This window comes from Serratia sp. Ae19-1, from assembly GCF_059801225.1.
On the sequence record NZ_JBCHWD010000007.1, the window covers coordinates 136,626 to 159,873 of the forward strand.

Annotated in this window: 22 protein-coding genes; 3 read left to right on the forward strand and 19 right to left on the reverse strand. The window is 61.9% G+C overall.

Features of this window, described 5'->3' with window-relative positions:
* Nucleotides 1-13: 13 nt before the first annotated feature.
* From fdx to trmJ, 8 genes are all read right to left on the reverse strand, one after another.
* Entirely contained in the window at nucleotides 14-349 is a 336-nt protein-coding gene (fdx, locus tag AAIE04_RS19620; RefSeq protein ID WP_004941417.1) for an ISC system 2Fe-2S type ferredoxin, read from the reverse strand.
* A 2-nt stretch (nucleotides 350-351) separates the two neighbouring features.
* On the reverse strand, nucleotides 352-2,202 hold the full coding sequence (gene hscA / locus AAIE04_RS19625; protein ID WP_498577556.1) for a Fe-S protein assembly chaperone HscA: 1,851 nt from the start codon (nucleotides 2,200-2,202) through the stop codon (nucleotides 352-354).
* 32 nt (nucleotides 2,203-2,234) lie between these two features.
* Nucleotides 2,235-2,756 carry a co-chaperone HscB gene (gene hscB, locus AAIE04_RS19630; RefSeq protein WP_498577557.1) on the reverse strand — a complete coding sequence of 174 codons (522 nt, stop codon included), beginning with the start codon at nucleotides 2,754-2,756 and terminating at the stop codon, nucleotides 2,235-2,237.
* A 62-nt stretch (nucleotides 2,757-2,818) separates the two neighbouring features.
* Complete coding sequence (iscA, locus tag AAIE04_RS19635) at nucleotides 2,819-3,142, reverse strand: iron-sulfur cluster assembly protein IscA (RefSeq protein ID WP_004941410.1); 324 nt, start codon at nucleotides 3,140-3,142, stop codon at nucleotides 2,819-2,821.
* A 54-nt stretch (nucleotides 3,143-3,196) separates the two neighbouring features.
* Nucleotides 3,197-3,583: a Fe-S cluster assembly scaffold IscU gene (iscU, locus tag AAIE04_RS19640; RefSeq protein ID WP_004941408.1), complete on the reverse strand. Its 387-nt coding sequence runs from the start codon at nucleotides 3,581-3,583 to the stop codon at nucleotides 3,197-3,199.
* 24 nt (nucleotides 3,584-3,607) lie between these two features.
* The gene (gene iscS / locus AAIE04_RS19645; RefSeq protein WP_015378780.1) at nucleotides 3,608-4,822 is read right to left on the reverse strand and encodes a cysteine desulfurase; all 1,215 of its coding nucleotides are present in this window, start codon (nucleotides 4,820-4,822) and stop codon (nucleotides 3,608-3,610) included.
* Between the two features lie 54 nt (nucleotides 4,823-4,876).
* Entirely contained in the window at nucleotides 4,877-5,371 is a 495-nt protein-coding gene (gene iscR, locus AAIE04_RS19650; RefSeq protein WP_025159551.1) for a Fe-S cluster assembly transcriptional regulator IscR, read from the reverse strand.
* A gap of 193 nt (nucleotides 5,372-5,564) precedes the next feature.
* A complete protein-coding gene (gene trmJ / locus AAIE04_RS19655; protein ID WP_019452346.1) occupies nucleotides 5,565-6,299 on the reverse strand; it encodes a tRNA (cytosine(32)/uridine(32)-2'-O)-methyltransferase TrmJ in 735 nt (244 codons plus the stop codon).
* Nucleotides 6,300-6,418: 119 nt separating this feature from the next.
* Here trmJ and suhB point away from each other — a divergent pair, with 119 nt between their 5' ends.
* Nucleotides 6,419-7,222: an inositol-1-monophosphatase gene (gene suhB, locus AAIE04_RS19660; protein WP_004941400.1), complete on the forward strand. Its 804-nt coding sequence runs from the start codon at nucleotides 6,419-6,421 to the stop codon at nucleotides 7,220-7,222.
* Nucleotides 7,223-7,277: 55 nt separating this feature from the next.
* Here suhB and AAIE04_RS19665 read toward each other — a convergent pair whose 3' ends face one another.
* Nucleotides 7,278-8,300, reverse strand: a complete 1,023-nt coding sequence (locus tag AAIE04_RS19665; protein ID WP_063919895.1) for a nickel/cobalt transporter — start codon at nucleotides 8,298-8,300, stop codon at nucleotides 7,278-7,280.
* Complete coding sequence (locus tag AAIE04_RS19670) at nucleotides 8,291-8,926, reverse strand: DUF1007 family protein (protein ID WP_025159550.1); 636 nt, start codon at nucleotides 8,924-8,926, stop codon at nucleotides 8,291-8,293. The genes AAIE04_RS19665 and AAIE04_RS19670 overlap by 10 nt, the downstream gene beginning before the upstream one ends.
* 181 nt (nucleotides 8,927-9,107) lie before the next feature.
* On the opposite strand from AAIE04_RS19670, the gene csiE reads away from it, so the two are divergent.
* Nucleotides 9,108-10,373 (forward strand): stationary phase inducible protein CsiE, encoded by a 1,266-nt coding sequence (gene csiE / locus AAIE04_RS19675; protein WP_498577558.1) that lies wholly within the window; start codon nucleotides 9,108-9,110, stop codon nucleotides 10,371-10,373.
* 6 nt (nucleotides 10,374-10,379) lie between these two features.
* Here csiE and AAIE04_RS19680 read toward each other — a convergent pair whose 3' ends face one another.
* Both AAIE04_RS19680 and glyA read right to left on the reverse strand, forming a co-directional pair.
* The gene (locus AAIE04_RS19680) at nucleotides 10,380-11,525 is read right to left on the reverse strand and encodes a 3-phenylpropionate MFS transporter (RefSeq protein WP_019452342.1); all 1,146 of its coding nucleotides are present in this window, start codon (nucleotides 11,523-11,525) and stop codon (nucleotides 10,380-10,382) included.
* Nucleotides 11,526-11,681: 156 nt separating this feature from the next.
* Nucleotides 11,682-12,935 (reverse strand): serine hydroxymethyltransferase, encoded by a 1,254-nt coding sequence (glyA, locus tag AAIE04_RS19685; protein ID WP_004941389.1) that lies wholly within the window; start codon nucleotides 12,933-12,935, stop codon nucleotides 11,682-11,684.
* Between the two features lie 357 nt (nucleotides 12,936-13,292).
* Here glyA and hmpA point away from each other — a divergent pair, with 357 nt between their 5' ends.
* On the forward strand, nucleotides 13,293-14,483 hold the full coding sequence (gene hmpA / locus AAIE04_RS19690; RefSeq protein ID WP_498577559.1) for an NO-inducible flavohemoprotein: 1,191 nt from the start codon (nucleotides 13,293-13,295) through the stop codon (nucleotides 14,481-14,483).
* A gap of 37 nt (nucleotides 14,484-14,520) precedes the next feature.
* On the opposite strand, the gene AAIE04_RS19695 is transcribed toward hmpA, so the two are convergent.
* The 7 genes from AAIE04_RS19695 to ydcS all read right to left on the reverse strand — a co-directional run bounded on the left by AAIE04_RS19695 (nucleotide 14,521) and on the right by ydcS (nucleotide 23,190).
* Nucleotides 14,521-15,705, reverse strand: a complete 1,185-nt coding sequence (locus AAIE04_RS19695; protein WP_498577560.1) for a c-type cytochrome — start codon at nucleotides 15,703-15,705, stop codon at nucleotides 14,521-14,523.
* Nucleotides 15,702-17,612: an NAD(P)-binding protein gene (locus AAIE04_RS19700; protein WP_019452339.1), complete on the reverse strand. Its 1,911-nt coding sequence runs from the start codon at nucleotides 17,610-17,612 to the stop codon at nucleotides 15,702-15,704. The genes AAIE04_RS19695 and AAIE04_RS19700 overlap by 4 nt, the downstream gene beginning before the upstream one ends.
* 139 nt (nucleotides 17,613-17,751) lie before the next feature.
* Nucleotides 17,752-19,176 carry an aminobutyraldehyde dehydrogenase gene (gene patD, locus AAIE04_RS19705; protein ID WP_019452338.1) on the reverse strand — a complete coding sequence of 475 codons (1,425 nt, stop codon included), beginning with the start codon at nucleotides 19,174-19,176 and terminating at the stop codon, nucleotides 17,752-17,754.
* 35 nt (nucleotides 19,177-19,211) lie between these two features.
* On the reverse strand, nucleotides 19,212-20,018 hold the full coding sequence (locus AAIE04_RS19710; RefSeq protein WP_016929774.1) for an ABC transporter permease: 807 nt from the start codon (nucleotides 20,016-20,018) through the stop codon (nucleotides 19,212-19,214).
* Nucleotides 20,008-20,952 (reverse strand): ABC transporter permease, encoded by a 945-nt coding sequence (locus AAIE04_RS19715; protein ID WP_498577561.1) that lies wholly within the window; start codon nucleotides 20,950-20,952, stop codon nucleotides 20,008-20,010. The genes AAIE04_RS19710 and AAIE04_RS19715 overlap by 11 nt, the downstream gene beginning before the upstream one ends.
* A gap of 1 nt (nucleotide 20,953) precedes the next feature.
* Nucleotides 20,954-21,982, reverse strand: a complete 1,029-nt coding sequence (locus tag AAIE04_RS19720; RefSeq protein WP_019452336.1) for an ABC transporter ATP-binding protein — start codon at nucleotides 21,980-21,982, stop codon at nucleotides 20,954-20,956.
* 53 nt (nucleotides 21,983-22,035) lie between these two features.
* Nucleotides 22,036-23,190 carry a putative ABC transporter substrate-binding protein YdcS gene (gene ydcS / locus AAIE04_RS19725; protein WP_019452335.1) on the reverse strand — a complete coding sequence of 385 codons (1,155 nt, stop codon included), beginning with the start codon at nucleotides 23,188-23,190 and terminating at the stop codon, nucleotides 22,036-22,038.
* Between the last annotated feature and the right edge of the window lie 58 nt (nucleotides 23,191-23,248).

Genomic DNA, 23,248 nt, shown 5'->3' on the forward strand with positions numbered 1-23,248 from the left:
CCGCGGCTAACAATTAATGCTCACGCGCGTGGTTGACGGTGTAACGCGGCATTTCGACCACCAGATCTTCGTCGGCGACCAGCGCCTGGCAGCTCAGACGGCTTTCCGGCTCCAGCCCCCACGCTTTGTCCAGCATGTCGTCTTCCAGCTCGCTGCTCTCTTCCAGCGAATCGAAGCCTTCACGCACGATGCAGTGGCAGGTGGTGCAGGCGCAGGATTTCTCGCAGGCGTGCTCGATTTCAATGCCGTTGCGCAGCGCAACGTTGAGGATCGACTCCCCTTTTTCGGCTTCCAGAACCGCCCCTTCCGGGCAAAGATCTTGATGGGGCAGGAAAACAATTTTAGGCATGGTTAAACCTCATCCACAGAATGGCCAGCCAGCGCGCGGCGAATGGAAGCGTCCATGCGGCGCGCGGCAAAATCTTGCGTTTGTGCATCTAATGTTTTGATAGCGTCTTCGATAGCGGCGGGATCTTCACCCTGCGCCGCCTGCTGCAACGCCTGGGTCGCGGCGGCGATCGCCTGGCTTTCCGCCTCGCTCAGCAGCGCGGCGTCGGTGGCCAGCGCGCCCTGCAGGCTTTCCAGCACCCGCGCGGCTTCCACGCGTTGCTCCGCCAGCTTGCGTGCGCCCACGTCGCTTTGCGCGTTGGCCATCGAGTCTTTGATCATGCCGGCGATTTCGCTGTCCGACAGGCCGTACGACGGCTTGACCTGGATCGAGGCTTCAACGCCGGTGGATTTCTCCATCGCGGTGACGCTCAGCAGGCCGTCCGCGTCCACCTGGAAGGTCACGCGAATGTGCGCGCCCCCGGCAGGCAGCGGCGGCAGGCCACGCAGCGTAAAGCGCGCCAGCGAACGGCAATCCTGCACCAGCTCGCGCTCGCCCTGCAGCACGTGGATCATCATCGCGCTCTGGCCGTCTTTAAAGGTGGTGAACTCCTGCGCGCGCGCCACCGGGATAGTGGTGTTGCGCGGGATCACTTTCTCCACCAGACCGCCCATGGTTTCGAGACCCAGCGACAGCGGGATCACGTCCAGCAGCAGCATGTCGCTGTCCGGCTTGTTGCCCACCAGGATGTCGGCCTGGATCGCGGCGCCGATGGCGACCACTTTATCCGGATCGATAGACGTCAGCGGCGTGCGGCCGAAGAAGGCCCCCACCTGCTCACGCACCAGCGGCACGCGGGTGGAACCGCCGACCATCACCGCTTCCAGCACCTCGTCGGCGGCGACGCCGGCGTCTTTCAGCGCGCGGCGGCAAGCCATCAGCGTACGTTTCACCAGCGGAGCGATCAGCGCTTCGAACTGGGCGCGGGTCACCTCGCCCTGCCAGCCGGCTACCTCAACGCGCACGCTGTCGGCATCGCTCAACGCGATTTTGGCGGCGATAGCGGCATCCAGCAGCTGGCGTTGCACGCCGTGGTCGCTGCGATCGGCCACGCCGGCCTGCTCGCGCAGCCAGTCGGCCAGCAGGTGATCGAAGTCGTCGCCGCCCAGCGCGGAATCGCCGCCGGTGGCCAACACTTCGAACACGCCGCGGCTGAGGCGCAGAATGGAGATATCAAAGGTGCCGCCGCCCAGATCGTAAACCGCGATCACCCCTTCCTGGCCGGAATCCAGCCCATAGGCGATCGCCGCCGCGGTCGGTTCGTTCAGCAGGCGCAGGACGTGCAGGCCGGCCAGACGCGCCGCGTCTTTGGTGCCCTGGCGCTGCGCGTCGTCGAAGTAGGCAGGAACGGTGATCACCACACCATCCAGCTCCCCTTCCAGCGCCGCTTGCGCGCGCGCGGACAGCGCCCGCAGGATATCGGCGGAGACGCCGACCGGGTTAACCGGGCCGGCGGCAGTGACGATCAGCGGCAGGCCGTTGTCGCTGGCCTGGAATTGATACGGCAGGTTCGGGTAACGTTGCTGCACGTCCGCCAACGAGCGGCCCATCATGCGTTTGATGGAGCTGACGGTATTGGCCGGATCCTGCGCCGCCTGTTGGCGCGCCTCCCAGCCGACGCGCTGCGCGTCCGCCTGATAATGCACCACCGAAGGCAGCAAATGGCGCCCCTGTTCGTCGGCCAGCGTTTCCGTCTGCCCGCTGCGCACCGTGGCGACCAGCGAGTTGGTGGTGCCTAAGTCGATGCCGGCGGCCAAGCGTCGCTGGTGCGGCGCGGCGCTGAGGCCAGGCTCACTAATTTGTAATAAGGCCATGTTGAAGCTTCCACAATCAGAATCAGAAGGTGTTACTCAAAACCCAGCAGTTTTTCTTCGAGTTGTTCAACCTGTTGCTGGAGTTTGTCCAAAAAGCGCAGCTTGCGCACGGTGTCGGCGGCGTCCGCCCATCGTTCGCTATCCAACTGCTGCAGCATCAGCGCGCTGCGCTGTTTGACCGAGGCGGCCAGCCGCGCGCCGAAATCGGCCAGCAGGCGCTCCGCCTCCGGCTTGCGCTCAATGGCGTCGAGCTCTTCGCGCAGTTCCAGCTGTTCCATCAGGAACGCGGTGTCGCGCATCGTATGCTGTTCGTTGCCCAGATCGAAGCCGTGCAAAGATAGCATATACTCCGCGCGTTTTAACGGGTGCTTCAGCGCCTGGTAGGCTTCGTTGATGGTCGCCGCCTGCTGCAACGCCATCAGGCGTTCGCGCTCCGGCTGGTTGGCGAAACGATCGGGGTGGAATTGGCGCTGCAGATCCTGGAAGCGGGACGCAAGCAGGCTGCCGTCCACGGTGTAGCGAACTGGCAGCCCGAATAAAGTAAAGTAATCCATAGCGTGCTCTGGGCGTTAGCGGATGAAGTTCCCCCGCCGAAACGGGGGAGCACGATGGACTGTCAGACGTTGAAACTCTCGCCGCAGCCGCATTCGCTTGAGACGTTCGGGTTGTTGAACTTGAAGCCTTCGTTCAGGCCTTCCTTAACGAAATCAAGCTCGGTGCCGTCAAGGTAGACCAGGCTCTTGCCGTCGATGATCACCTTGATGCCTTTGTCTTCAAACACGATGTCGTCATCGTTGGCTTCGTCAACAAATTCCAGCACGTACGCCATCCCGGAGCAGCCGGAAGTTCGCACTCCCAGACGCAGGCCGAGACCTTTGCCGCGGTTCGTCAAAAACGCCTGAACACGCTGCGCAGCGCTGTCGCTCATGGTAATAGACATCACAACCTCACACTTCACATCAAAGCCCGGCGCAGCCGGGCCGACTCAGACAAATTACTTGGCGCTATGCTTGCTCTTATAGTCGGCAATCGCTGCTTTGATGGCGTCTTCAGCCAGGATCGAGCAGTGAATTTTGACCGGCGGCAATTCCAGCTCTTCGGCGATCTGGGTGTTTTTGATCGCTTCAGCCTGATCGAGCGACTTGCCTTTCATCCATTCGGTCACCAGCGAGCTGGAGGCGATGGCGGAACCGCAGCCGTAAGTTTTAAAGCGCGCGTCTTCGATGATGCCTTCATCGTTAACCTTGATCTGCAGCTTCATGACGTCGCCGCAGGCCGGCGCCCCTACCATGCCGCTGCCGACGGTAGGATCTTCGTTGTCGAAAGAACCCACGTTGCGCGGGTTTTCATAATGATCGATTACTTTTTCGCTGTAAGCCATGACCTTGCTCCTGAAACCTGAGAATTAATGATGCGCCCATTCGATGCTGTTGATATCCACGCCCTGCTTGAACATCTCCCACAGCGGGGACAGATCGCGCAGACGGCCGATGGATTTACGCACCAGTTGAATGGTGTAGTCGATCTCTTCTTCCGTGGTGAAACGCCCCAGGGAGAAACGGATCGAGCTGTGCGCCAATTCATCGCTCATGCCCAGCGCGCGCAGCACGTAGGACGGCTCGAGGCTGGCGGAGGTACAGGCTGAACCGGAAGAAACAGCCAGGTCTTTCAGCGCCATGATCAGCGACTCGCCTTCAACATAGTTGAAGCTGACGTTCAGGATGTTCGGTGCGCCGTGCTCCAGATCGCCGTTCAGATACACTTCTTCCATATCTTTCACGCCGTTCCACAGACGATCGCGCAGGGTGCGCAGACGCGCCATCTCTTCGGTCATCTCTTCTTTGGCGATGCGGTAAGCTTCGCCCATGCCGACGATCTGGTGAACAGGCAGGGTGCCGGAACGCATGCCGCGCTCGTGACCACCGCCGTGCACCTGCGCTTCGATGCGGATACGCGGCTTGCGGCGCACGTACAGCGCGCCGATGCCTTTCGGGCCATAGATTTTGTGGCCGGAGAACGACATAAGGTCGACTTTCAGCTTGCTCAGATCGATAGGCAGTTTGCCCACGCTCTGGGTAGCGTCAACGTGGTAGATGATACCGCGCGCGCGGCACATTTCGCCGATCGCTTCGATGTCCTGCACCACGCCGATCTCGTTGTTGACGTGCATGATGGAGACCAGAATGGTGTCATCGCGCATCGCCGCTTCGAGATCCTGCAGGCTGATGATGCCGTTGCTCTGCGGCGCCAGGTAGGTCACTTCGAACCCTTCGCGCTCCAGCTGACGGCAGGTGTCCAGCACGGCTTTGTGTTCGGTTTTGCTGGTGATGATGTGCTTGCCTTTTTTCTGGTAGAAATTGGCAGCGCCTTTGATCGCCAGGTTGTCGGATTCGGTCGCCCCGGAGGTGAAGACGATTTCGCGCGGGTCGGCGCCCACCAGTTCGGCGATTTGGTTACGGGCGATGTCTACCGCCTCTTCCGCCTGCCAACCGAAACGGTGGGAACGGGAAGCCGGGTTGCCGAAAGTGCCGTCCAGGGTCAAAAACTGCATCATCTTCTCAGCAACGCGCGGGTCGACCGGCGTCGTTGCTGAGTAATCCAGATAAATCGGTAATTTCATTGCTCTTGTGCTCCGTACATCACTTCCAAAAACTAAAATAATTTCGCCAGCTGCTTATGCGCGCAGATTAACGTTGATAGTTTCTTGCGGACGACCGTTGGCCGTGCGGCGCGTATCGTTGTTTTGACGATCTGCCACCATCAGCACTTCCTGGTTGTTGACCAGTTCAGCCAGCGTAATGTTGTTCAGGAACCCGCTGATGCGCTCGCTCAGATCGCGCCACAGGGCGTGGGTCAAGCAGCGATCGCCGCCCTGGCAGCCTTCTTTGCCCTGGCAACGGGTTGCATCTACCGATTCATCGACAGCAGTGATGACAGCGCCAACGGCGATCTCACCCGCGTCTTTACCCAGCAGATAACCACCGCCCGGACCGCGCACGCTGGCCACCAGGCCATTCTTGCGCAGACGGGAGAATAATTGTTCCAGATAAGAGAGCGAAATACCCTGGCGTTCGGAAATGTCCGCCAGTGGCACCGGCCCTTCCTGGGAATGCAGCGCTACGTCGAGCATAGCGGTTACGGCATAACGGCCTTTGGATGTCAGTCTCATAGCTCAATGGTTACCTGTTGGTCAAATATGGCCGAAAGTCTGACATTCCTGAGTAAATCAGTCAACTATTTAACCTAGTAATTAACTCAAGTATTAGCACGTTTTGTACTTAGCAAGAACAAAGGTATATAAAATACATGTTATAACCTTTGGATAACTAATACTATTGTCGCCCACCGTTACGCCGCATCAATTAATTACCTTGATGTTTGTCCTGTTTCTCGATCGACGTCAGCATGCCGCGCAGGATATTCAGCTCCTGCCCTTCCGGGCGCGCGCGGGTGAACAGCCGACGCAGGCGGTTCATCACCTGGCCCGGATGGGACGGGCGAATAAAGCCGGTGCGCTGCAGCGTCTGCTCCAGGTGCTGATAGAAGCGCTCGAGGTCATCCACCAGCGGATACGGCGTCTCTTCCAGCTGCGGCGCGCCCGCCTGTTGGCGATCGAGGTAAGCCACGCGCACTTCGTACGCCAGGATCTGCACCGCCATCGCCAGGTTCAGCGAGCTGTAGTCCGGGTTGGCCGGAATGGCGACGTGGTAGTGGCACTTCTGCAATTCATCGTTGGTTAGCCCGACGCGTTCACGGCCGAACACCAGCGCCACCGGCGCGTGCTCGCCTTCGTGCACCGAACGCACGCCGCATTCACGCGGCTCCAGCATCGGCCACGGCAAGGTGCGGGAGCGCGCGCTGGTGCCCACCACCAGGCTGCAGCCGGCGATGGCGTCATCGAGGGTATCGACGATAGTGGCGTTGCCGATCACGTCGCTGGCACCGGCGGCCAGGGCGATGGCCTGAGAATCGGGTTTGATCAGCGGATTAACCAGATAAAGGTTGGTTAAACCCATGGTTTTCATGGCTCTGGCGGTCGAGCCCATGTTGCCGGTATGTGAAGTCTCTACCAGAACAATGCGGATATTGTGCAGCATACAAACTCTGAGCGTGGCGGAAAATCGCAGCATCTTAACACAGCCGTAGGCAATTTGCCGAACAGCTGCTATACTTCGCGCCGTTTCCTGTTCTTTAACATCCTAGTTGGAAGATACCCATGCATCCGATGCTGACTATCGCCGTGCGCGCTGCGCGCAAGGCCGGTAACCTGATTGCCAAAAACTACGAAACCCCTGACGCTGTAGAAGCGAGCCAGAAAGGGACCAACGACTTCGTCACCAACGTCGATCGCGATGCAGAGCATCTGATCATCGACGTCATCCGCAAGTCTTATCCGCAACACAGCATCGTGAGCGAAGAGCGCGGCGAACTGATCGGCGAAGATCGCGATGTGCAATGGGTGATCGATCCACTGGATGGCACTGCAAACTTCATCAAACGCTTCCCTCATTTCTCCGTTTCCATCGCCGTACGCATCAAAGGCCGTACTGAAGTGGCCGTGGTTTACGATCCGATGCGCAACGAACTGTTCACCGCCACTCGCGGCCAGGGCGCACAGCTCAACGGTTACCGCCTGCGCGGCACCAACGCCAAAGATCTGGATGGCACCATCCTGGCGACCGGCTTCCCGTTCAAAGTCAAACAGCACGCTACGCCTTACATCAACATCGTCGGCAAACTGTTCACCCAGTGCGCGGACTTCCGCCGCACCGGTTCCGCCGCGCTGGATCTGGCCTATGTGGCCGCCGGCCGCGTAGACGGTTTCTTCGAAATCGGCCTGAAGCCGTGGGACTTCGCTGCGGGCGAGCTGCTGGTGCGTGAAGCCGGCGGCCTGGTGACCGACTTCGTCGGCGGCCACAACCACTTCAGCTCCGGCAACGTGGTAGCGGGCAACCCGCGCGTGGTGAAAGCCATGTTGGCCACCATGCGTGAAGAACTGAGCGAAGCGCTGAAGCGTTAATCGCCAGAAGCGAATCGAAAAAAGCGCTGCCGATGCAGCGCTTTTTTTATGCCCGTTAGCGAGAGAAGGGGCGGATGCCGCCGCCGAATTCCGGCTGCGCGCTGACGTACAGCAGCAGCCCGGCGGCCAGCAGGATCAGGCCACCGGCCAGCGCCAGTGAGCCCCAGGCTACCGCGCTCCAGGCGGCGGGCGCGCGCGAACGGCTGAGGCGCACCGCCAGCCGGCGGCTGTAATGCACCAGCAGCGCCAGCATGGAAATGGTCAAGGATGTGCCGAATGCCATCGCCAGCGCGGAAAGCACGCCCCAGCCGAACACGCCGATCACCTTGGAGAACAGCAGCACCAAAATCGCCCCCGAGCAGGGGCGCATGCCCATCGCCAGCACGATGGCGGTTCGGGTGCGCCAGTCGCTCCCCGCCTGTAGCTCGCTGTCGCTAGGCAGATGCCGGTGCCCGCAGCCGCAGTCGGCGCTGTGCACATGATCCGCCGCCAGCGGCGTCAGGCTGTTGATGCGCAGCGCCGGCGCCGGGCGCATCGCTTTGATCGCCGCAAACAGACGTTTCAGCGCGCGCCAACTCAGCAGCGCGCCAAGCAGCATCACCAGAATAAAACTGCCCTTCTCCAGCCAAAAGCTGCTTTGGTGCAGTTGGCGCGAAGAGAGCTGCAACACCACCAACATCAACGTCACCAACGCGATCGCCACCAGCCCCTGCACCAGTGACGCGGCGAAGGTCAGCTTCAGGCTGCTTTTCAGCCGCGCCGGGTGGGTGGCCAGATAGGTGGCGATCACCACTTTACCGTGGCCGGGCCCAAGCGCATGCAAAACGCCATAACCGAGGCTGAACAGCATCAGCGCCAGCCCGGCCTGCTGCGGCGCGGCCTTCACCTGCTGCAACAGCCCCGCCATCTGTTGATGCAGCGCTTTTTGCCATACCACGCTCTGCATCAGCAGCTGCGGCCAGTAGTGCCACGCCAGCAGCGCGGCGGCCGTCAGCGCCAGCGTGAACGGCAGCAGCGGCCACAGGCCAAAGACCCAGTGGCGTCGGCTTGTCGTCGGCGGAGAGAAATTTAGCGACATTGCAGCGTCACCCGCTGGGCAAACTGTTGCCCCAGCGCCAGGTCTTCGCCGGGCGAGTCGTTCTTGTCGAGCGACAGCGCATAGGCCTGCAGCGACGCATTCGGCTTCGGCGTCATCAGCTTGTAACTGCACTGCTGCGCCATCTCCGGCGGCAGATGCAGCGCATTTTGGTCTTTATAGGTCATATCCACGAAATAAGTCGGATCGTAAGTAGAAAGTTGAAACGGCTTGCCCGCCAACGGCTGCGGCTCGGCCAACGGCAGCACGAACTCCAACACCGCCTGGTTGCCCTGGCGCGACAGGTGATATTCGCTGGGCAAGTTCAGGTATTTCACCGGCTTGCCGTCACGATAAAGATCGGTGAAATAGTGCTGCCCCAGCACGTTGGCCATCACTTCCGCCGCCAGCTTTTTCCACACTTCCGAATCGCTCTTGGCGTTTTTCGCATCGTAGAGCAGATCCGCTGAGGTGATTTCATCCATCACCCACACCATTTTCAGGCCGACCAGCCGCTGGTCTTTGGCGACGAAGGTGGTGTTCATGTCGATAAAGCTGTGCGGATGAGCGGCCGCTCCAGCGCTGAACACGGCGCCGAGGGCAGCCAAAAGACGACGTAACTTCATCATTATCCTGTCTTACCTGCATTTGTTATAACGTAACACAAATAACTGCCAAACGGTCTGCCGCTCCCGGCAATATTTGTGACGAAAGTTGTAAGCCGAAGTAAAAGCCGCGCTGTCATCCTGACGTTACAAAGCCTTTTGCTATGCTTAGGCATAATCGCAACCTTATATGCCGGAAGGTGATATGAGCCTGGACACCTCTCCCGTGCCTGAGCTCTCCGGACAACAACGGCGCTGTCATCTGCTGCTGATGCTGTACACGCCGGAGCCCGAGTTACAGCTGGAGACCTTAAGCCGAATCAATGGCGTCGCCCCCCCGATAACCCGGCAAGATATAGCCGAGGTGGCCAGTGAAATCCAGCGTTTCCACCATCTGGAGATCGCCGTCGATCCCGACCATGGCTACCAACTGCGGGGCAGCGCGCTCGACCAACGCCTGTGCCTGATCCATTGGCTGCGGCGGGCCCTGCGCTGCAGCCCGCAGTTCGTCGAAAGCGACTTCGCCCCGCGCCTGCGGCTGGCGCTGGCGGCCGATGCCGGGTCGGCGTCGCAGCTGGCTCAAGCGATAGACGCCTGCGAGCCGCTGCTCAACCGCCACTTCGACGCGCGCGACCGCCAATTTCTGCAGCATTACCTGCTCTACTGCGCCTGGCAAAACCGCCTGCAGCGCCATCCGCGTTTCGACGCCGTTCAACGCGACTGGCTGCGGCAAAAGCCGGAGCAGCAAGCCGCCGCCTGGCTACATCAGGCCTGCAACCGGCTGTTTAACCAGCCGCCGCACGCGGACGAGCGCGATTTTCTGGCGCTGACCTTCACCATGTTGAAAAATCACAGCTACCACAGCGATGACTCGGCGCAAGAACAGCGGCTGATGGCGGCGATCGACAGCATGGTCGTGCGTTTCCAGCAGCTTTCCGGCATGGCTTTCAGCAGCAAAGCGGAGCTGGTCAGCCAGCTGTTCGCCCACCTGGCGCCGGCGCTGGAGCGCTGCCGTTTCGCCATCGGCATCGACAATATGCTGCTGGAAGAAGTGGTGCGTAAATACCCGCGGCTGATGCGCACCACGCAGGATGCGCTGAAGCCGCTGGAACAGGAGTACGGCGTGCAGTTTTCCAACGAGGAAGCGGGCCTGGTGGCCATCAGCTTCGGTGCCTGGCTGATGCAGGACAACGCACTACAGGAAAAACAGGTGCTGCTGCTGACGCTGGATAACCCGCAGTTGGAAGAGGAAGTGGAATATCAGCTCCGCGAGCTCACGCTGCTGCCACTGAACATCAAGTATCTGCCGCTGGGCGACTACCTGCGCGGCGGAGCGCCGCAGGGCGTCACGCTGGTGATCACCCCTTATGCGGCGGTGCACAGCGCTCCGCTCCCGCCGCTGATCTACACCGAGCTGCCGCTGGAAAGCCGGCAGCGCGAGGCCATCCGCGCGCTGCTGGAAGCCCCTTAATCAACATCAACGGCTGACGCTGACCGCCGGTGGCCGGATGAACAAGGCCGGCGCCGCGACCGCCGCCATCACCCAGAATACCCCACCCTGCCAATGTTCGAACAGGAACCCGGCGATCACCGTCATGACGGCGATACCGCCGCCCATCGCCAACGCCGAATACACCGCCTGCAGCCGGATCACCTCTTGCCCCTGACGCGCGGCGATAAAGCGCATCGCCGCCAGGTGGCACACGGTGAAGGTGCCGCAGTGCAAGATCTGGATCAGCAGCAGCCAGCCCAGTTCGGTACTGTAGGCCATCAGGCTCCAGCGCAACACGCCGCAGCAGGCGGAGAGCAACAACAGGTTGCGCGCATTCCAGCGGCGGAACAGCACGTTGCTGCTGGCGAAAATAATCACCTCCGCCACCACGCCCAGCGACCACAGATAGCCGATGGTCGAGGCCGAATAACCCGCCTCCTGCCAGTAAATGGAGCCAAAGCTGTAGTAGCCGGCATGCGCCCCCTGCAGCAACGTGACGCACAGCAGGAAGCGCCAGACCGGCCCTTCTTTCAGCAGCGCCCACAGCGAACGCTCGTCCCCGCTGTGCGTGCGCGCTTCCCCCTGCGGCATAACGTTCGGCTTCAACAGCATGCCCAGCAGCATCGCCAGCACGCTGAGGATCAGGCTGTAGAGAATGGCGTTATGGCCCCACACCGCCACCAGCTGGCCGGTCAGCGCCGAGCCGATGACGAACGCCAGCGAACCCCACAGCCGCACCCGGCCGTAGTCCATGCGGATTTGCTTCTGCCAGGTGGCGGCCAGGGCGTCGGTCAGCGGCACCAGCGGCGAAAAGAACAGGTTGAAACCGGCGATCACCAGCATCAGCCAACCCCAACCGTTGCCGAAGCAGAAACCGACCGCGAAGGCCAACGTCAACAGGGCCAACAGGCGCAGGGCGGAGACCAGATGAGAGGGATCTTTAACGCGGGGAGCAATCAGCAAGCTACCGAGGAAGCGGGCCACCAGACCGGCGCCGAGTAAAATGCCGATGGTTTCGGGCGCGATGCCCTCGCCTTTCAGCCACACGCCCCAGAACGGTAAGAAGATGCCATAGGAAAAGAAGTAGGTGAAATAACTGAGAGCGAGCCAACGCGTTGATTGCAGAACCATGATCCCTCCGGTGTGAGGGCAATACTTTGACAGAGCTCACACCGCCCGGCAATCTTCATTCCACTTCAATGCATTAGAGTGCCAAACAGTTCACAGTTTGCCGCAAGCGGCCATAAAAAAACCCGCCGCAGCGGGTTTTTTCAGGCGAAAGCGGGATTAGGCGTAAACCGGCAGGCGGGCGCAAATATCCAGCACTTTCTTCTTGGTGCGTTCGATGGTGGCTTCATCGTTGATGTTGTCCAGCACATCGCAGATCCAACCGGCCAGCTCGCGCACGTCGGCTTCTTTGAAGCCGCGACGAGTCACGGCCGGGGTGCCGATACGCACGCCGGAGGTGACGAACGGGCTCTTCGGATCGTTCGGCACGCTGTTTTTGTTGACGGTGATGTTGGCGCGGCCCAGGGCGGCGTCAGCTTCTTTACCGGTCAGGTTTTTGTCGACCAGATCCAGCAGGAACAGGTGGTTATGGGTGCCGCCGGAGACCACTTTGTAGCCGCGCTGCAGGAACACTTCCACCATCGCCTTGGCGTTGACCGCCACTTGCTGCTGGTAAACCTTGAACTCAGGCTCCATCGCTTCTTTCAGCGCCACCGCCTTGCCGGCGATCACGTGCATCAGCGGGCCGCCCTGGCCGCCAGGGAACACGGCAGAGTTCAGCTTCTTGTACAGCTCTTCGTCGCCGCCCTTCGCCAGGATCAGACCGCCGCGCGGACCCGCCAGGGTTTTGTGGGTGGTGGTAGTGACGATGTGCGCGTGCGGCACCGGGTTCGGGTACACGCCGGCGGCGATCAGACCCGCTACGTGCGCCATGTCGACGAACAGGTAAGCGCCGATGCTGTCGGCGATTTCGCGCATTTTGGCCCAGTCAACCACGCCGGAGTAAGCGGAGAAGCCGCCGATGATCATTTTCGGCTTGTGGGTCTGCGCCTGTTTGGCCAGATCGTCATAGTCGATTTGACCTTTGTCGTCGATGCCGTAAGGCACCACGTTATACAGCTTGCCGGACAGGTTGACCGGGGAACCGTGGGTCAGGTGACCGCCGTGCGCCAGGTTCATGCCCAGAATGGTGTCGCCCGGCTGCAGCAGCGCGGTGTACACGGCGAAGTTAGCCTGGGAGCCTGAGTGCGGCTGCACGTTGGCGTAATCGGCGCCGAACAATTCTTTGGCGCGATCGATAGCCAGCTGTTCAACGATATCCACGTATTCGCAGCCGCCGTAGTAACGCTTGCCCGGATAGCCTTCAGCGTATTTGTTGGTCAGCTGGGAACCCTGAGCCTGCATCACGCGCGGGCTGGTGTAGTTCTCAGACGCGATCAGCTCGATGTGCTCTTCCTGACGCACCACTTCCTGCTCCATGGCGCGCCACAGTTCAGCATCGTAATCGGCAATGTTCATTTCACGCTTTAACATCCGGCATCTCCTGACTTAAATCAGCTAACTAAAAAATCACCAAATAACTACCCGTTTGGGTTCTGGGCCACAGTGTAAACCGTTTCCCCCCACCGAAGATAGGTCTTGACAGAGGTTTTTACGCAAACGATTGGCATAAGGCAGCGCAAGGCTTTGATCCGCGAAATGTCCCCGTTTATCAACGGACATTTCCTCATGCGAACAATGCGCTTTTTTCATGTTCTGTGAACACGATCGACGCCTGAAGAACACCGCAACGAAAACAAGGGCATTTACAAGAGACGCGGAACCCAATAAGATGCATTTAAAATACATCATTAAAATTCTCGTCAAGAGCCCAACCCAAGGAGCGCTCCCATGCTGGATAGCCAAACCATCGCCACCGTGAAATCCACCATTCCCCTGCTGGCTGCAACCGGGCCGAAGCTGACCGCCCACTTTTACGATCGCATGTTCGCGCACAACCCGGAATTGAAAGACATTTTCAACATGAGCAATCAGCGCAACGGCGATCAGCGTCAGGCGCTGTTCGACGCCATCTGCGCCTATGCCGCCAACATCGAGAACCTGGCGGCGCTGCTGCCGGCGGTGGAGCGCATCGCGCAGAAGCACACCAGCTTCAATATTCAGCCGGAGCAGTACAACATCGTCGGCGGCCACCTGCTGGCAACGCTGGACGAGATGTTCAGCCCGGGTCAGGAAGTGCTGGACGCCTGGGGCAAAGCCTACGGCGTGCTGGCCAACGTGTTTATTCAGCGTGAAGAGCAGATTTATCAGCAGAGCGAAACCGATAACGGCGGCTGGCGCGATCTGCGCGCGTTCCGCATTCTGAAGAAGCAGCCGCAGAGCGACGTGATCTGCAGCTTCGTGCTGGCGCCGGTGGACGGCGGCCGGGTGGCGGACTTCAAACCGGGGCAGTATCTGGCGGTCTACATCAAGCACGACAGCCTGGAGCATCAGGAAATTCGCCAGTATTCGCTGACCACCTCGCCGAACGGCGAGTTCTACCGCATCGCGGTAAAGCGTGAAGATCAGGGTAAAGTGTCCAACTACCTGCATCAGCAGGCGCAGGAAGGCGACGTGATCTACATCGCCCCGCCGCACGGCGACTTCTTCCTCGACGTGGCGCCGACTACGCCGGTGGCGCTGATCTCCGCCGGCGTCGGCCAAACCCCGATGCTCGGCATGCTCAACACCCTGCACGACAACCAGCATCAGGCGCAGGTCCACTGGCTGCACGCGGCGGAAAACGGCGACGTGCACGCCTTTGCCGATGAAGTGGCGGATATTGCCGGGCGCATGCCGAATCTGAACCGCCATGTGTGGTACCGCGAGCCGAGCGCCGATGACGTGGAAGGCCGCGATTACCACAACCGCGGATTGATGGATTTGAGCGCGCTGCGGGGCAGCCTGGCCGATCCGCAGATGCACTATTACTTCTGCGGCCCGGTAGCCTTCATGCAGTTCGTGGGTAAACAGCTGCTGGAGATGGGCGTAGAGGCCGAACGCATCCACTACGAATGCTTCGGCCCGCATAAGGTGCTGTAATGCTTGCGGAGCGCGGCCGTCAGACCGCGCTCCCCCTTCATTTCTCCTGCAGTTTGCGCGCGTCCTGCACCTGCTGCACCGTCACCGGCGCCGCCTGGTTGCCCCAGCTTCCCCGCAGATAGCTCATCAGATCGGCCGCCTGCCGGTCGTTCAACGCCCAGCCGTAAGCCGGCATGTCGAACGCCATCGTCTGTTGCGTGGTCGGCGTATGCGCCCCTTCCAGCACCACCCGCAGCGCGGTCAGCGGATTGTCCGCCGTCACCGTGGCGTTGCCCGCCAGCGCCGGAATGGCGAAGTCGGTGCCCTCGCCCTGGTTGCCGTGGCAGGTCGAGCAGTACATCGCATAGGTCGCCTTGCCGCCCGGATTATCCGCCTGCGCAGCAGATGAGGCAGGTTTGGCGACGCTTTCCGGCGCCAGGCTGCGCAGGTACACCGCGATGGCGTTCAGATCGCCGTCGCTGAGGTACTGCGTACTGTGGGTCACCACCTCGCTCATCGGCCCGGCGACCGCCGCATGGCGGCTGCGGCCGGTTTTCAGCAGCGCCGTCACCTCTTCCGGCGGCATGCCGCGCAGATTGGAAGCGTACCAGCCGTCGAGTTCGGCGCCGCTCAGGAACACCGTTTCCTTGCCATCCAGCCCCTTCTCCTGCATCGCCCAGCCGCGCGGCGTGTGGCAGCTGCCGCAGTGGCCGGCACCCTGCACCAGGTAGGCGCCGCGGTTCCACTCGGCGCTCTGCTGCGGATCCGCCTGATACGGCTGGTCGTCGTGGAACAGCTGGTTCCACACCGCCAGCGGCCAGCGCATCGACAGCGGCCAGCTGATGTCGCTGGCGCGGTTGGCGACGTTCTGCGCCGGCACCTCGTTCATCAGATAGTCATACAGCGCACGCATGTCTTCCGCGCTCATTTTGGCGTACGAGGTGTACGGCATCGCCGGGTAGAGCCGGTGACCGTCTTTGGCAACCCCCTGGCGCATGGCGCGATCGAATTCTTCAAACGAATAGGCGCCGATGCCGTGCAGCTTGTCCGGCGTGATGTTGGTGGCGTAGATGGCCCCGAGCGGCGTCGGGAATTTCATGCCGCCCGCCAATTCGGCGCCGCCCGGCGCGGTGTGGCAGGCGGTGCAATCACCGGCTTTGGCGACGTATTCCCCGGCTGACATCGCCTGGGCCGAACCGCCGGCCGCCAGCAGGCTCAACAGGTACAGCGAACGCAGACTCATGCTCCCTCCTTGGCGGCAACCTTGCCGTAGGCCAGTTCGTTAACCGCGCGCCACGCCTGGTCGATCGCCGAGTTGGCGTACGGGCTCCAGTCAGCATCGGAGTTGGCGATAACAATCTTGCCGATCGGCTGCCGCGCCGTTTCGATGATTTTCTTAGCTTCTTCTTCATCGTCAAACAGCCCGTTGAGGAAGTAGGAGTAACCGTGCGACCAGCGGTTGACGGTGATCGCCTGAATATCGCGCTGATGATCGAAACCGGCCTCGCCCAGCATGCCCTGCAGCTGTTCGCGGATCATCTGCTCGTGCACCTCAAACGGCGTGCCCAGCAGCAGCGCGCGCCCTTTGCGCGACTGCTCGCGCGGGCTGAGGCCGCTGCCCGGCAGCGTCGGCACATACACCATATGCAGGCCGATTGGCCGATCCGGATCGCGCGGGTGCTGGTAGCCGCCCATGCTCACCGGATAATCCAGCTTCACGCGGCTGTACGGTGCGGCCGGCGAGTAGATCTCGTGCACGCCCAGCTTAATGAACGGCTGCCAGTTGCGGATCACCACCTTGCTGTACACCAGCGGCGACTTGACGTTCTGCTTCAACGCCTCCTGCTGCTCGTGCGACATCTCCGGCACCAGATACGGGATCATCATGTTGTAGCCTGCCATCACCACCTGGCCCGCGCGCACCTTGGTCATCTTCTCGCCGGTCATATAGGTGACTTCCACCTTGTCGCCGACGTTGGCCGCGTGCAGCCCGGTGCTGTTCAAACGCAGCTTCACCGGCGACTCCGGCCGATCGAGCTGGCTGTAGTCGAATTTGGCCAGCACCACGTCGTCCATGTCCTTGCCGGCCGGCGCCACCGCCGGGATCAGCTTGCGCACCATCAGGCGCGCCAGCGTGGCGTTGCCGTCCGGGAAATGGAACACATAAGGATCGTCGAGATCCGCCTGCGATTCTTCGTCCAGCGGCGGCAGATTCATGCCGCCGAGGCCCGGCAGATCGCAGATGCGCGCATCGCTGCACGAGGTGCCGTCGATGCCCACCGCCTGGAAATCGTTGGTGGTCTGCTGGAAGTAGCGGATCGCCAGCTCGCTCAGCCCAACCTTCTCACGCAGGAACTGGGTGTAGCTGTGGGTGTCGAGCCATTCGACCTTCTGCTCCAGCGTCATCTCCGGCAGATAATCTTTCTCCACCGTATGCAGCGCGATCAGCGCCTGGCGGTCGCTTTCCGGCAGCGGGAAATCGCCGATGAACTCTGCGTAAGGCCGCCCGTTGAGGCGATCGCGCGGAATATCGTCCGCCACCGTGCGGCCCGGATCGCCGCTCACCACCTTATCGACGCCGAAGTTTTTGCGATCGAAATAAACGCCGCGGCTCAGGTTCAGATCCGGATAGAAATTGGTGTCAAAAGCCTGCTCCAACCGATCGATATCGACGCCGATCTTGCGCAGCAGCCCCATCGCCACCGGGCTGAAGTTGGAACGCGGCGACTGCAGCGATTCGCTGCCGCCGTAGCCGAGCAACATGCCGTCGTCGCTGTTGAATTCGTTGCGCTTGGCGTGGCCGCCGAAGTCGTCATGGTTGTCGATCAGCAGAATGCGCTGCTGCTCGCCCTTCAGCTGCTGCCAGAAACAGGCGGCCGCCAGGCCGCTGATGCCGGCGCCCACCACCACCAGATCGAACTCTTCAACGGCGGGCACGCTGCCGAAGTCAAAGGTTTTTCCGTCGCGCCCCAGTTGATGCGCATGCTCGAACGAGCCCGGATGGTTACCCCGTAGCCCGGTCAGCGCCGGCGGGTAGTACAGGGTTTGATTGGCGGTTTGCGGTGACGCGCGCAGGATTTGCAGCGGCGTCAACCCGGCGGCGATGGTGATCGCCACCCCGTTGAGAAAATCGCGTCGGGTGATACCCATATAGGCTTCCTTTCAATTTTTCCCCGTCGCACGTCAAATTGCGGCGTTGCCGCCTGAAATGCATAGGGGAATATTATTATCATCGGCCGGCCGGGGCCGGCCCAAAGGCCGCGCTATTGTGCGGATAATTATTGTAAAATCAATGTTTGAACATCACATGACGAATGGCCGTGTAATCCTCCAGCCCGTACATCGACATATCCTTGCCGTAGCCGGACAGTTTCTGGCCGCCGTGCGGCATCTCGCTCACCAGCATGAAGTGGGTATTCACCCAGGTACAGCCGTATTGCAGGCGGGCGCTTAAGCGATGCGCGCGGCCCACGTCGCGGGTCCACACGGACGAGGCCAACCCGTAGTTGGATTCGTTCGCCCAGGCCAGCACCTGCTCTTCGTCGTCGAACGGCGTCACCGTCACCACCGGGCCGAACACTTCGCGCTGCACGATCTCATCTTCCTGGCGCGCGCCAGCCAGCAGCGTCGGCTGGAAATAGTAGCCCGGCCCCTTCACCTTCTCGCCGCCGGTCACTACCTGCACGTGCGGCAACGCTTTGGCTCGCTCGACGAAACCGGCGACCCGCTCCAGATGCTGGGCGGTAATCAACGGCCCCAGTTCGGTGCTCTCATCGTCCGGCGCGCCGATCTTCAGGCTGGCCACCGCCTCGCCCAGCCGCTTCACCAGCTCGGGATAAATGCTTTTCTGCGCGTAGATGCGGCAGGCGGCGGTGCAATCCTGCCCGGCGTTGTAGAACCCGAAGCCGCGAATGCCTTCTACCACCTGTTGCAAATCGGCGTCGTCGAACACCAGCACCGGCGCCTTACCGCCCAGCTCCATATGGGTGCGCTTAATGCCGGCGGCGGTGTGGGCGATGATGTGCTCGCCGGTGGCGATCGACCCGGTCAGCGACACCATGCGCACCTTGTCATGCCCGGTCAGCCGATCGCCGACGCTGGCGCCGCGGCCGAACAGCACGTTGAGCACGCCCGGCGGGAACAACCCGGCGGCCAGTTCGGCCAGTTTGAAGGTGGTCAGCGGCGTCTGCTCCGAAGGCTTGATCACCACGCAGTTGCCCGCCGCCAACGCTGGCGCCAGTTTCCAGGCCGCCATCATCAGCGGGTAGTTCCACGGCGCGATCGAGGCCACCACGCCGAGCGGATCGCGGCGGATCATCGAGGTGTGCCCGGCCAGATACTCGCCGGCCGCCATGCCGGTCAGGCAGCGGCTGGCACCGGCGAAGAAGCGAAACACGTCGGCCACCGCCGGCAGCTCGTCGTTCAGCACGCAGTGATAAGGCTTGCCACAGTTGAGCGACTCCAGCCTGGCGAAGGTCTCGGCATGCTCGTCGATCAGATCCGCCAGCTTGAGCAGATGCTCGGCGCGCTCTTTCGGCGTGGTTTGCCCCCAGGCGGCGAACGCGGCGTCTGCCGCCAGCACCGCGCGATCGACCTGCTCCGGGCTGGCCTCCGCCACCTGCGCGATCACTTCGCCGGTCGCCGGGTTATACACCGGCTGGGTCGCGCCCTGGCCATTCACCAGTTGGCCGTCAATCAACAGTTGGCTTTGCATAGGGTTATCCTTTTATCAGAGGTCGGGTAAGGAAATTATTTGCCGCTGCCGGCGACGCTTTCCCCACCTTTGGTCAGGTAGTAAGCGCCGAGGATCGGCAGCATGGTCAACAGCATCACCGACAGCGCCACCACGTTGGTGATCGGCACGTCGCGCGGGCGACCGAGCTGGTTCAACAGCCACAGCGGCAGCGTGCGCTCGTGGCCGGCGGTAAAGGTGGTCACGATGATTTCATCGAACGACAGCGCGAACGCCAGCATGCCGCCGGCCAGCAGCGCCGAGCCGAGGTTCGGCAGGATCACATAGCGGAAGGTTTGCCACCCGTCGGCACCGAGGTCCATCGAAGCCTCGATCAGGCTGTATGAGGTGCGGCGGAACCGGGCGATGACGTTGTTGAACACGATCACCACGCAGAAAGTCGCATGGCCGACGACGATGGTCAGGATGCCCGGCTCGATGTTCAGCGCCTTGAACGCCGCCAGCAGCGCCAGGCCGGTGACAATCCCCGGCAGCGCGATCGGCAGCAGCAGCAGCAGCGAAATGCTGTCCTTGCCGAAGAAATCGCGCCGATAGAGCGCCGCCGCCGCCAGGGTGCCGAGCACCAGCGCGATGGCGGTCGCCAGGCAGGCGATCTGCGCCGACAGCAGCACCGCATCGATGATGTCCTGCCGTCCGGCGGCGACGTTAAACCAGTGCAGCGTGAAGCCCTTCGGCGGGAAGCTGAAGGCCGCGTCCTCGGTGTTGAAGGCGTAGATGGCGATGATCGCCAACGGGAAATGCAGGAAGACAAGTCCGCCCCAGGCGGCCAGCTTCAGCCCTAAGGGCGCGCGTTCAGAGTGCATCGAAGGCCCCCAGACGTTTGACGATGGAAAGGTAGATGGCGATCAGGACGATCGGCACCAGCGTAAAGGCCGCGGCCATCGGCATATTGCCGATCGCGCCCTGCTGGGCGTACACCATGCTGCCGATGAAATAGCCCGGCGGCCCCACCAGCTGCGGCACGATAAAGTCGCCCAGCGTCAGCGAGAAGGTGAAGATCGACCCGGCGGCGATGCCCGGTACCGCCAGCGGCAAAATGATGTGACGGAAGGTTTGTGCCGGCCGGGCGCCCAAATCCGCCGAGGCATGCAGCAGCGAGGGCGGCAGGCGCTCCAGCGCCGCCTGGATCGGCAGGATCATGAACGGCAGCCAGATATAGACGAACACCAGAAAACGCCCCAGGCCCGAGGTCGACAGCGTGTTGCCGCCGACGCCGGGCACCGTCAGCAGCGAAGCCAACAGCGGCTCCAGCCCCAGGTGCTGCAGGAACCACTGCGCCACGCCGTCTTTCGCCAACAGCAGAGTCCAGGCATAGGCTTTGACGATATAGCTGGCCCACATCGGCATCATCACCGCGATGTAAAAGAACGCTTTGACGCGGCCGCTGGTGTAGCGCGCCATGTAATAGGCGATCGGGAACGCCAGCGCCGCGCTGGCCAGCGACACCAGCACCGCCATGGTCAGCGTGCGCAGGATGATGTCGTAGTTGGCCGGGTTGAACAGCGCCGCCAGGTTGGCGAAAGTCAGATCCGGCGTCACCGCCATGGTGAAATCGTCGAAGGTGTAAAAACCCTGCCACAGCAGCGTCAGCAGCGAACCGAGGTACACCGCGCCAAACCACAGCAGCGGCGGCACCAGCAACAGCAGCAGGTACAACGTCGGCCGGCGATAAAGCCAGGTCGACAGCGCGCGCACGCTACCGCCGCGCGCCGAGGGGGAATCGATGCTCATGTCCATCTCACCTCTCCTCCAGCAGCGGCACCATCGCCGCGCGCGGCCAGCAGGCGACAATCGGCTGGCCGATCTGCCGCTGTTGCCCTGCGGCGATCCACTGCGGATTGGCCTGGCTGACCAGCAGCTTTTCGCCGCCGTTCAGCGCGATCTCATACCGCGTGGCCGCGCCCTGGTAATGGATTTCCTGCAGCGTGCCCTGCACCTGGATCTCGTCCTGCGCCGCGCCGCCTTGCTCCAGCAGGCGGATATGTTCCGGCCGAATCGAGAAGGTCCGGCTTTCGCCGAGCAGACGCTGCGCCAGCTCGCTGCGCACCACGTTGGAGGTGCCGACGAACTCGGCGACGAACGGCGTCTTCGGCCGCATGTAAAGCTCGCGCGGCGTATCCACCTGTTCGATGCGGCCGTTATTGAACACCGCCACCCGATCGGACATCGACAGCGCTTCGCTTTGATCGTGGGTGACGAAGATAAAGGTGATGCCCAGCTGGCGCTGCAGCTTCTTCAGCTCGCCCTGCATCTGCTCGCGCAGCTTGAGATCCAGCGCGCCGAGCGGTTCGTCCAGCAGCAGCACCCGCGGCCGATTGACCAGCGCGCGCGCCAACGCCACGCGCTGCCGCTGGCCGCCCGACAGGTGCGCCGGCTTGCGTTCGGCGACGAAACCGAGCGCCACGCTCTCCAGCGCCTCTTGCGCCCGCGCCAGCCGCTCGCGTTTGGCGACGCCCTTCACCATCAGGCCGTAGGCGACGTTTTCCAGCACCGACATGTGCGGGAACAGCGCATAATCCTGAAACACGGTGTTCACGTCGCGCTGGTACGGCGGCAGGTTGGCGGCTTCCTGGCCGTGGATGCGAATCGAGCCGGAAGTGAGCTGTTCAAAGCCGGCGATCAGGCGCAGGCAGGTGGTTTTGCCCGAGCCGGACGGCCCGAGCATGGAGAAGAATTCCCCGTCCTGAATGTCGATGGATACCCGATCCACGGCGCGAACATCGCCGAAAGTCCGCGAAACATCGATGAATTGCACGGCAATGGTCATTTTCTGTGCTCCATACTGATGTAATTCGGGCGCAGCGGGCTGCGCCCCGCGGCTTAGCGGCCGCCCATGATGGCGATGTAATCCTGGGTCCAGCGGCTGTACGGCACGAACTTGCCGCCCTGCGCCTGCGGCGTTTTCCAGAAGGCGATTTTGTCGAACTGGTTAAAGCCGTTGGTTTCGCAGCCCTTCTCACCCAGCAGCGCGCTGGCCTTGCAGCCCGCCGGCGAAGCCGGCACCGAACCGAACCAGGCCGCCACGTCGCCCTGCACCTTCGGCTCCAGCGACCAGTTCATCCACTGGTAGGCGCAGCTCGGGTGTTTGGCGTCGGCATGCAGCATGGTGGTGTCCGCCCAGCCGGTCACGCCCTCTTTCGGGAACACGGTGGCGATCGGCTGCCCTTCGCCCTTCAGGGCGTTGGCCTGATACGGCCAGGCGCTGGAGGCCACCACGCCTTCGTTTTTAAAGTCGCTCATCTGCACCGAGGTATCGTGCCAGTAGCGGTGGATCAGCGCGTGCTGGCTACGCAGCAGTTTCAGCGCCGCCTGGTACTGCTCTTCGTTGAGCTGGTAAGGATCGCTGATGCCGAGCTGCGGCTGGGTGGCCTTCAGGAACAGCGCCGCGTCGGCGATGTAGATCGGGCCGTCGTAGGCCTGCACCCGCCCCTGGTTGCTCTTGCCGTCCGGCAGGTTCTGCTGCTGGAAGATCACCGCCCAGCTGTCCGGCGGCGTCGGGAAGGTTTTGGTGTTGTACATCAGCAGGTTCGGCCCCCACTGATACGGCGTGCCGTAGGTTTTGCCGTCCACGGTGTACCAGGCGCCGTTCAGCAAGCGCGGATCGATGTTCTTCCAGTTCGGGATCAGCGCGGTGTTGATCGGCTGCACCCGCTTGCCGAAGATCAGACGCAGCGAGGCGTCGCCGGAGGCGGTCACCAGATCGTAGCCGCCCTTGGCCATCAGGCTGACCATTTCATCGGAAGTGGCGGCGGTCTTCACGTTCACCGCGCAGCCGGTTTGCTTTTCAAACTGGGTGACCCAGTCGTAGTTTTTGTCGGACTGGCCGCGTTCGATGTAGCCGGGCCAGGCGATGATATCCAGCCGGCCTTCGCCTTTGCCCAGCGACTGCGGCAGATCGGCCGCCTGGGCCAGGCCGCACAGCACGGTGAGGCAGAGCGCGGAGACGGTGGTGGTGACTGCGGTAGTTTTTCCCATCGTAATTACCCCTGTGTTGCTTATCGGTGTGCGGCAGGGAACGGCTGCCGCCTGATTT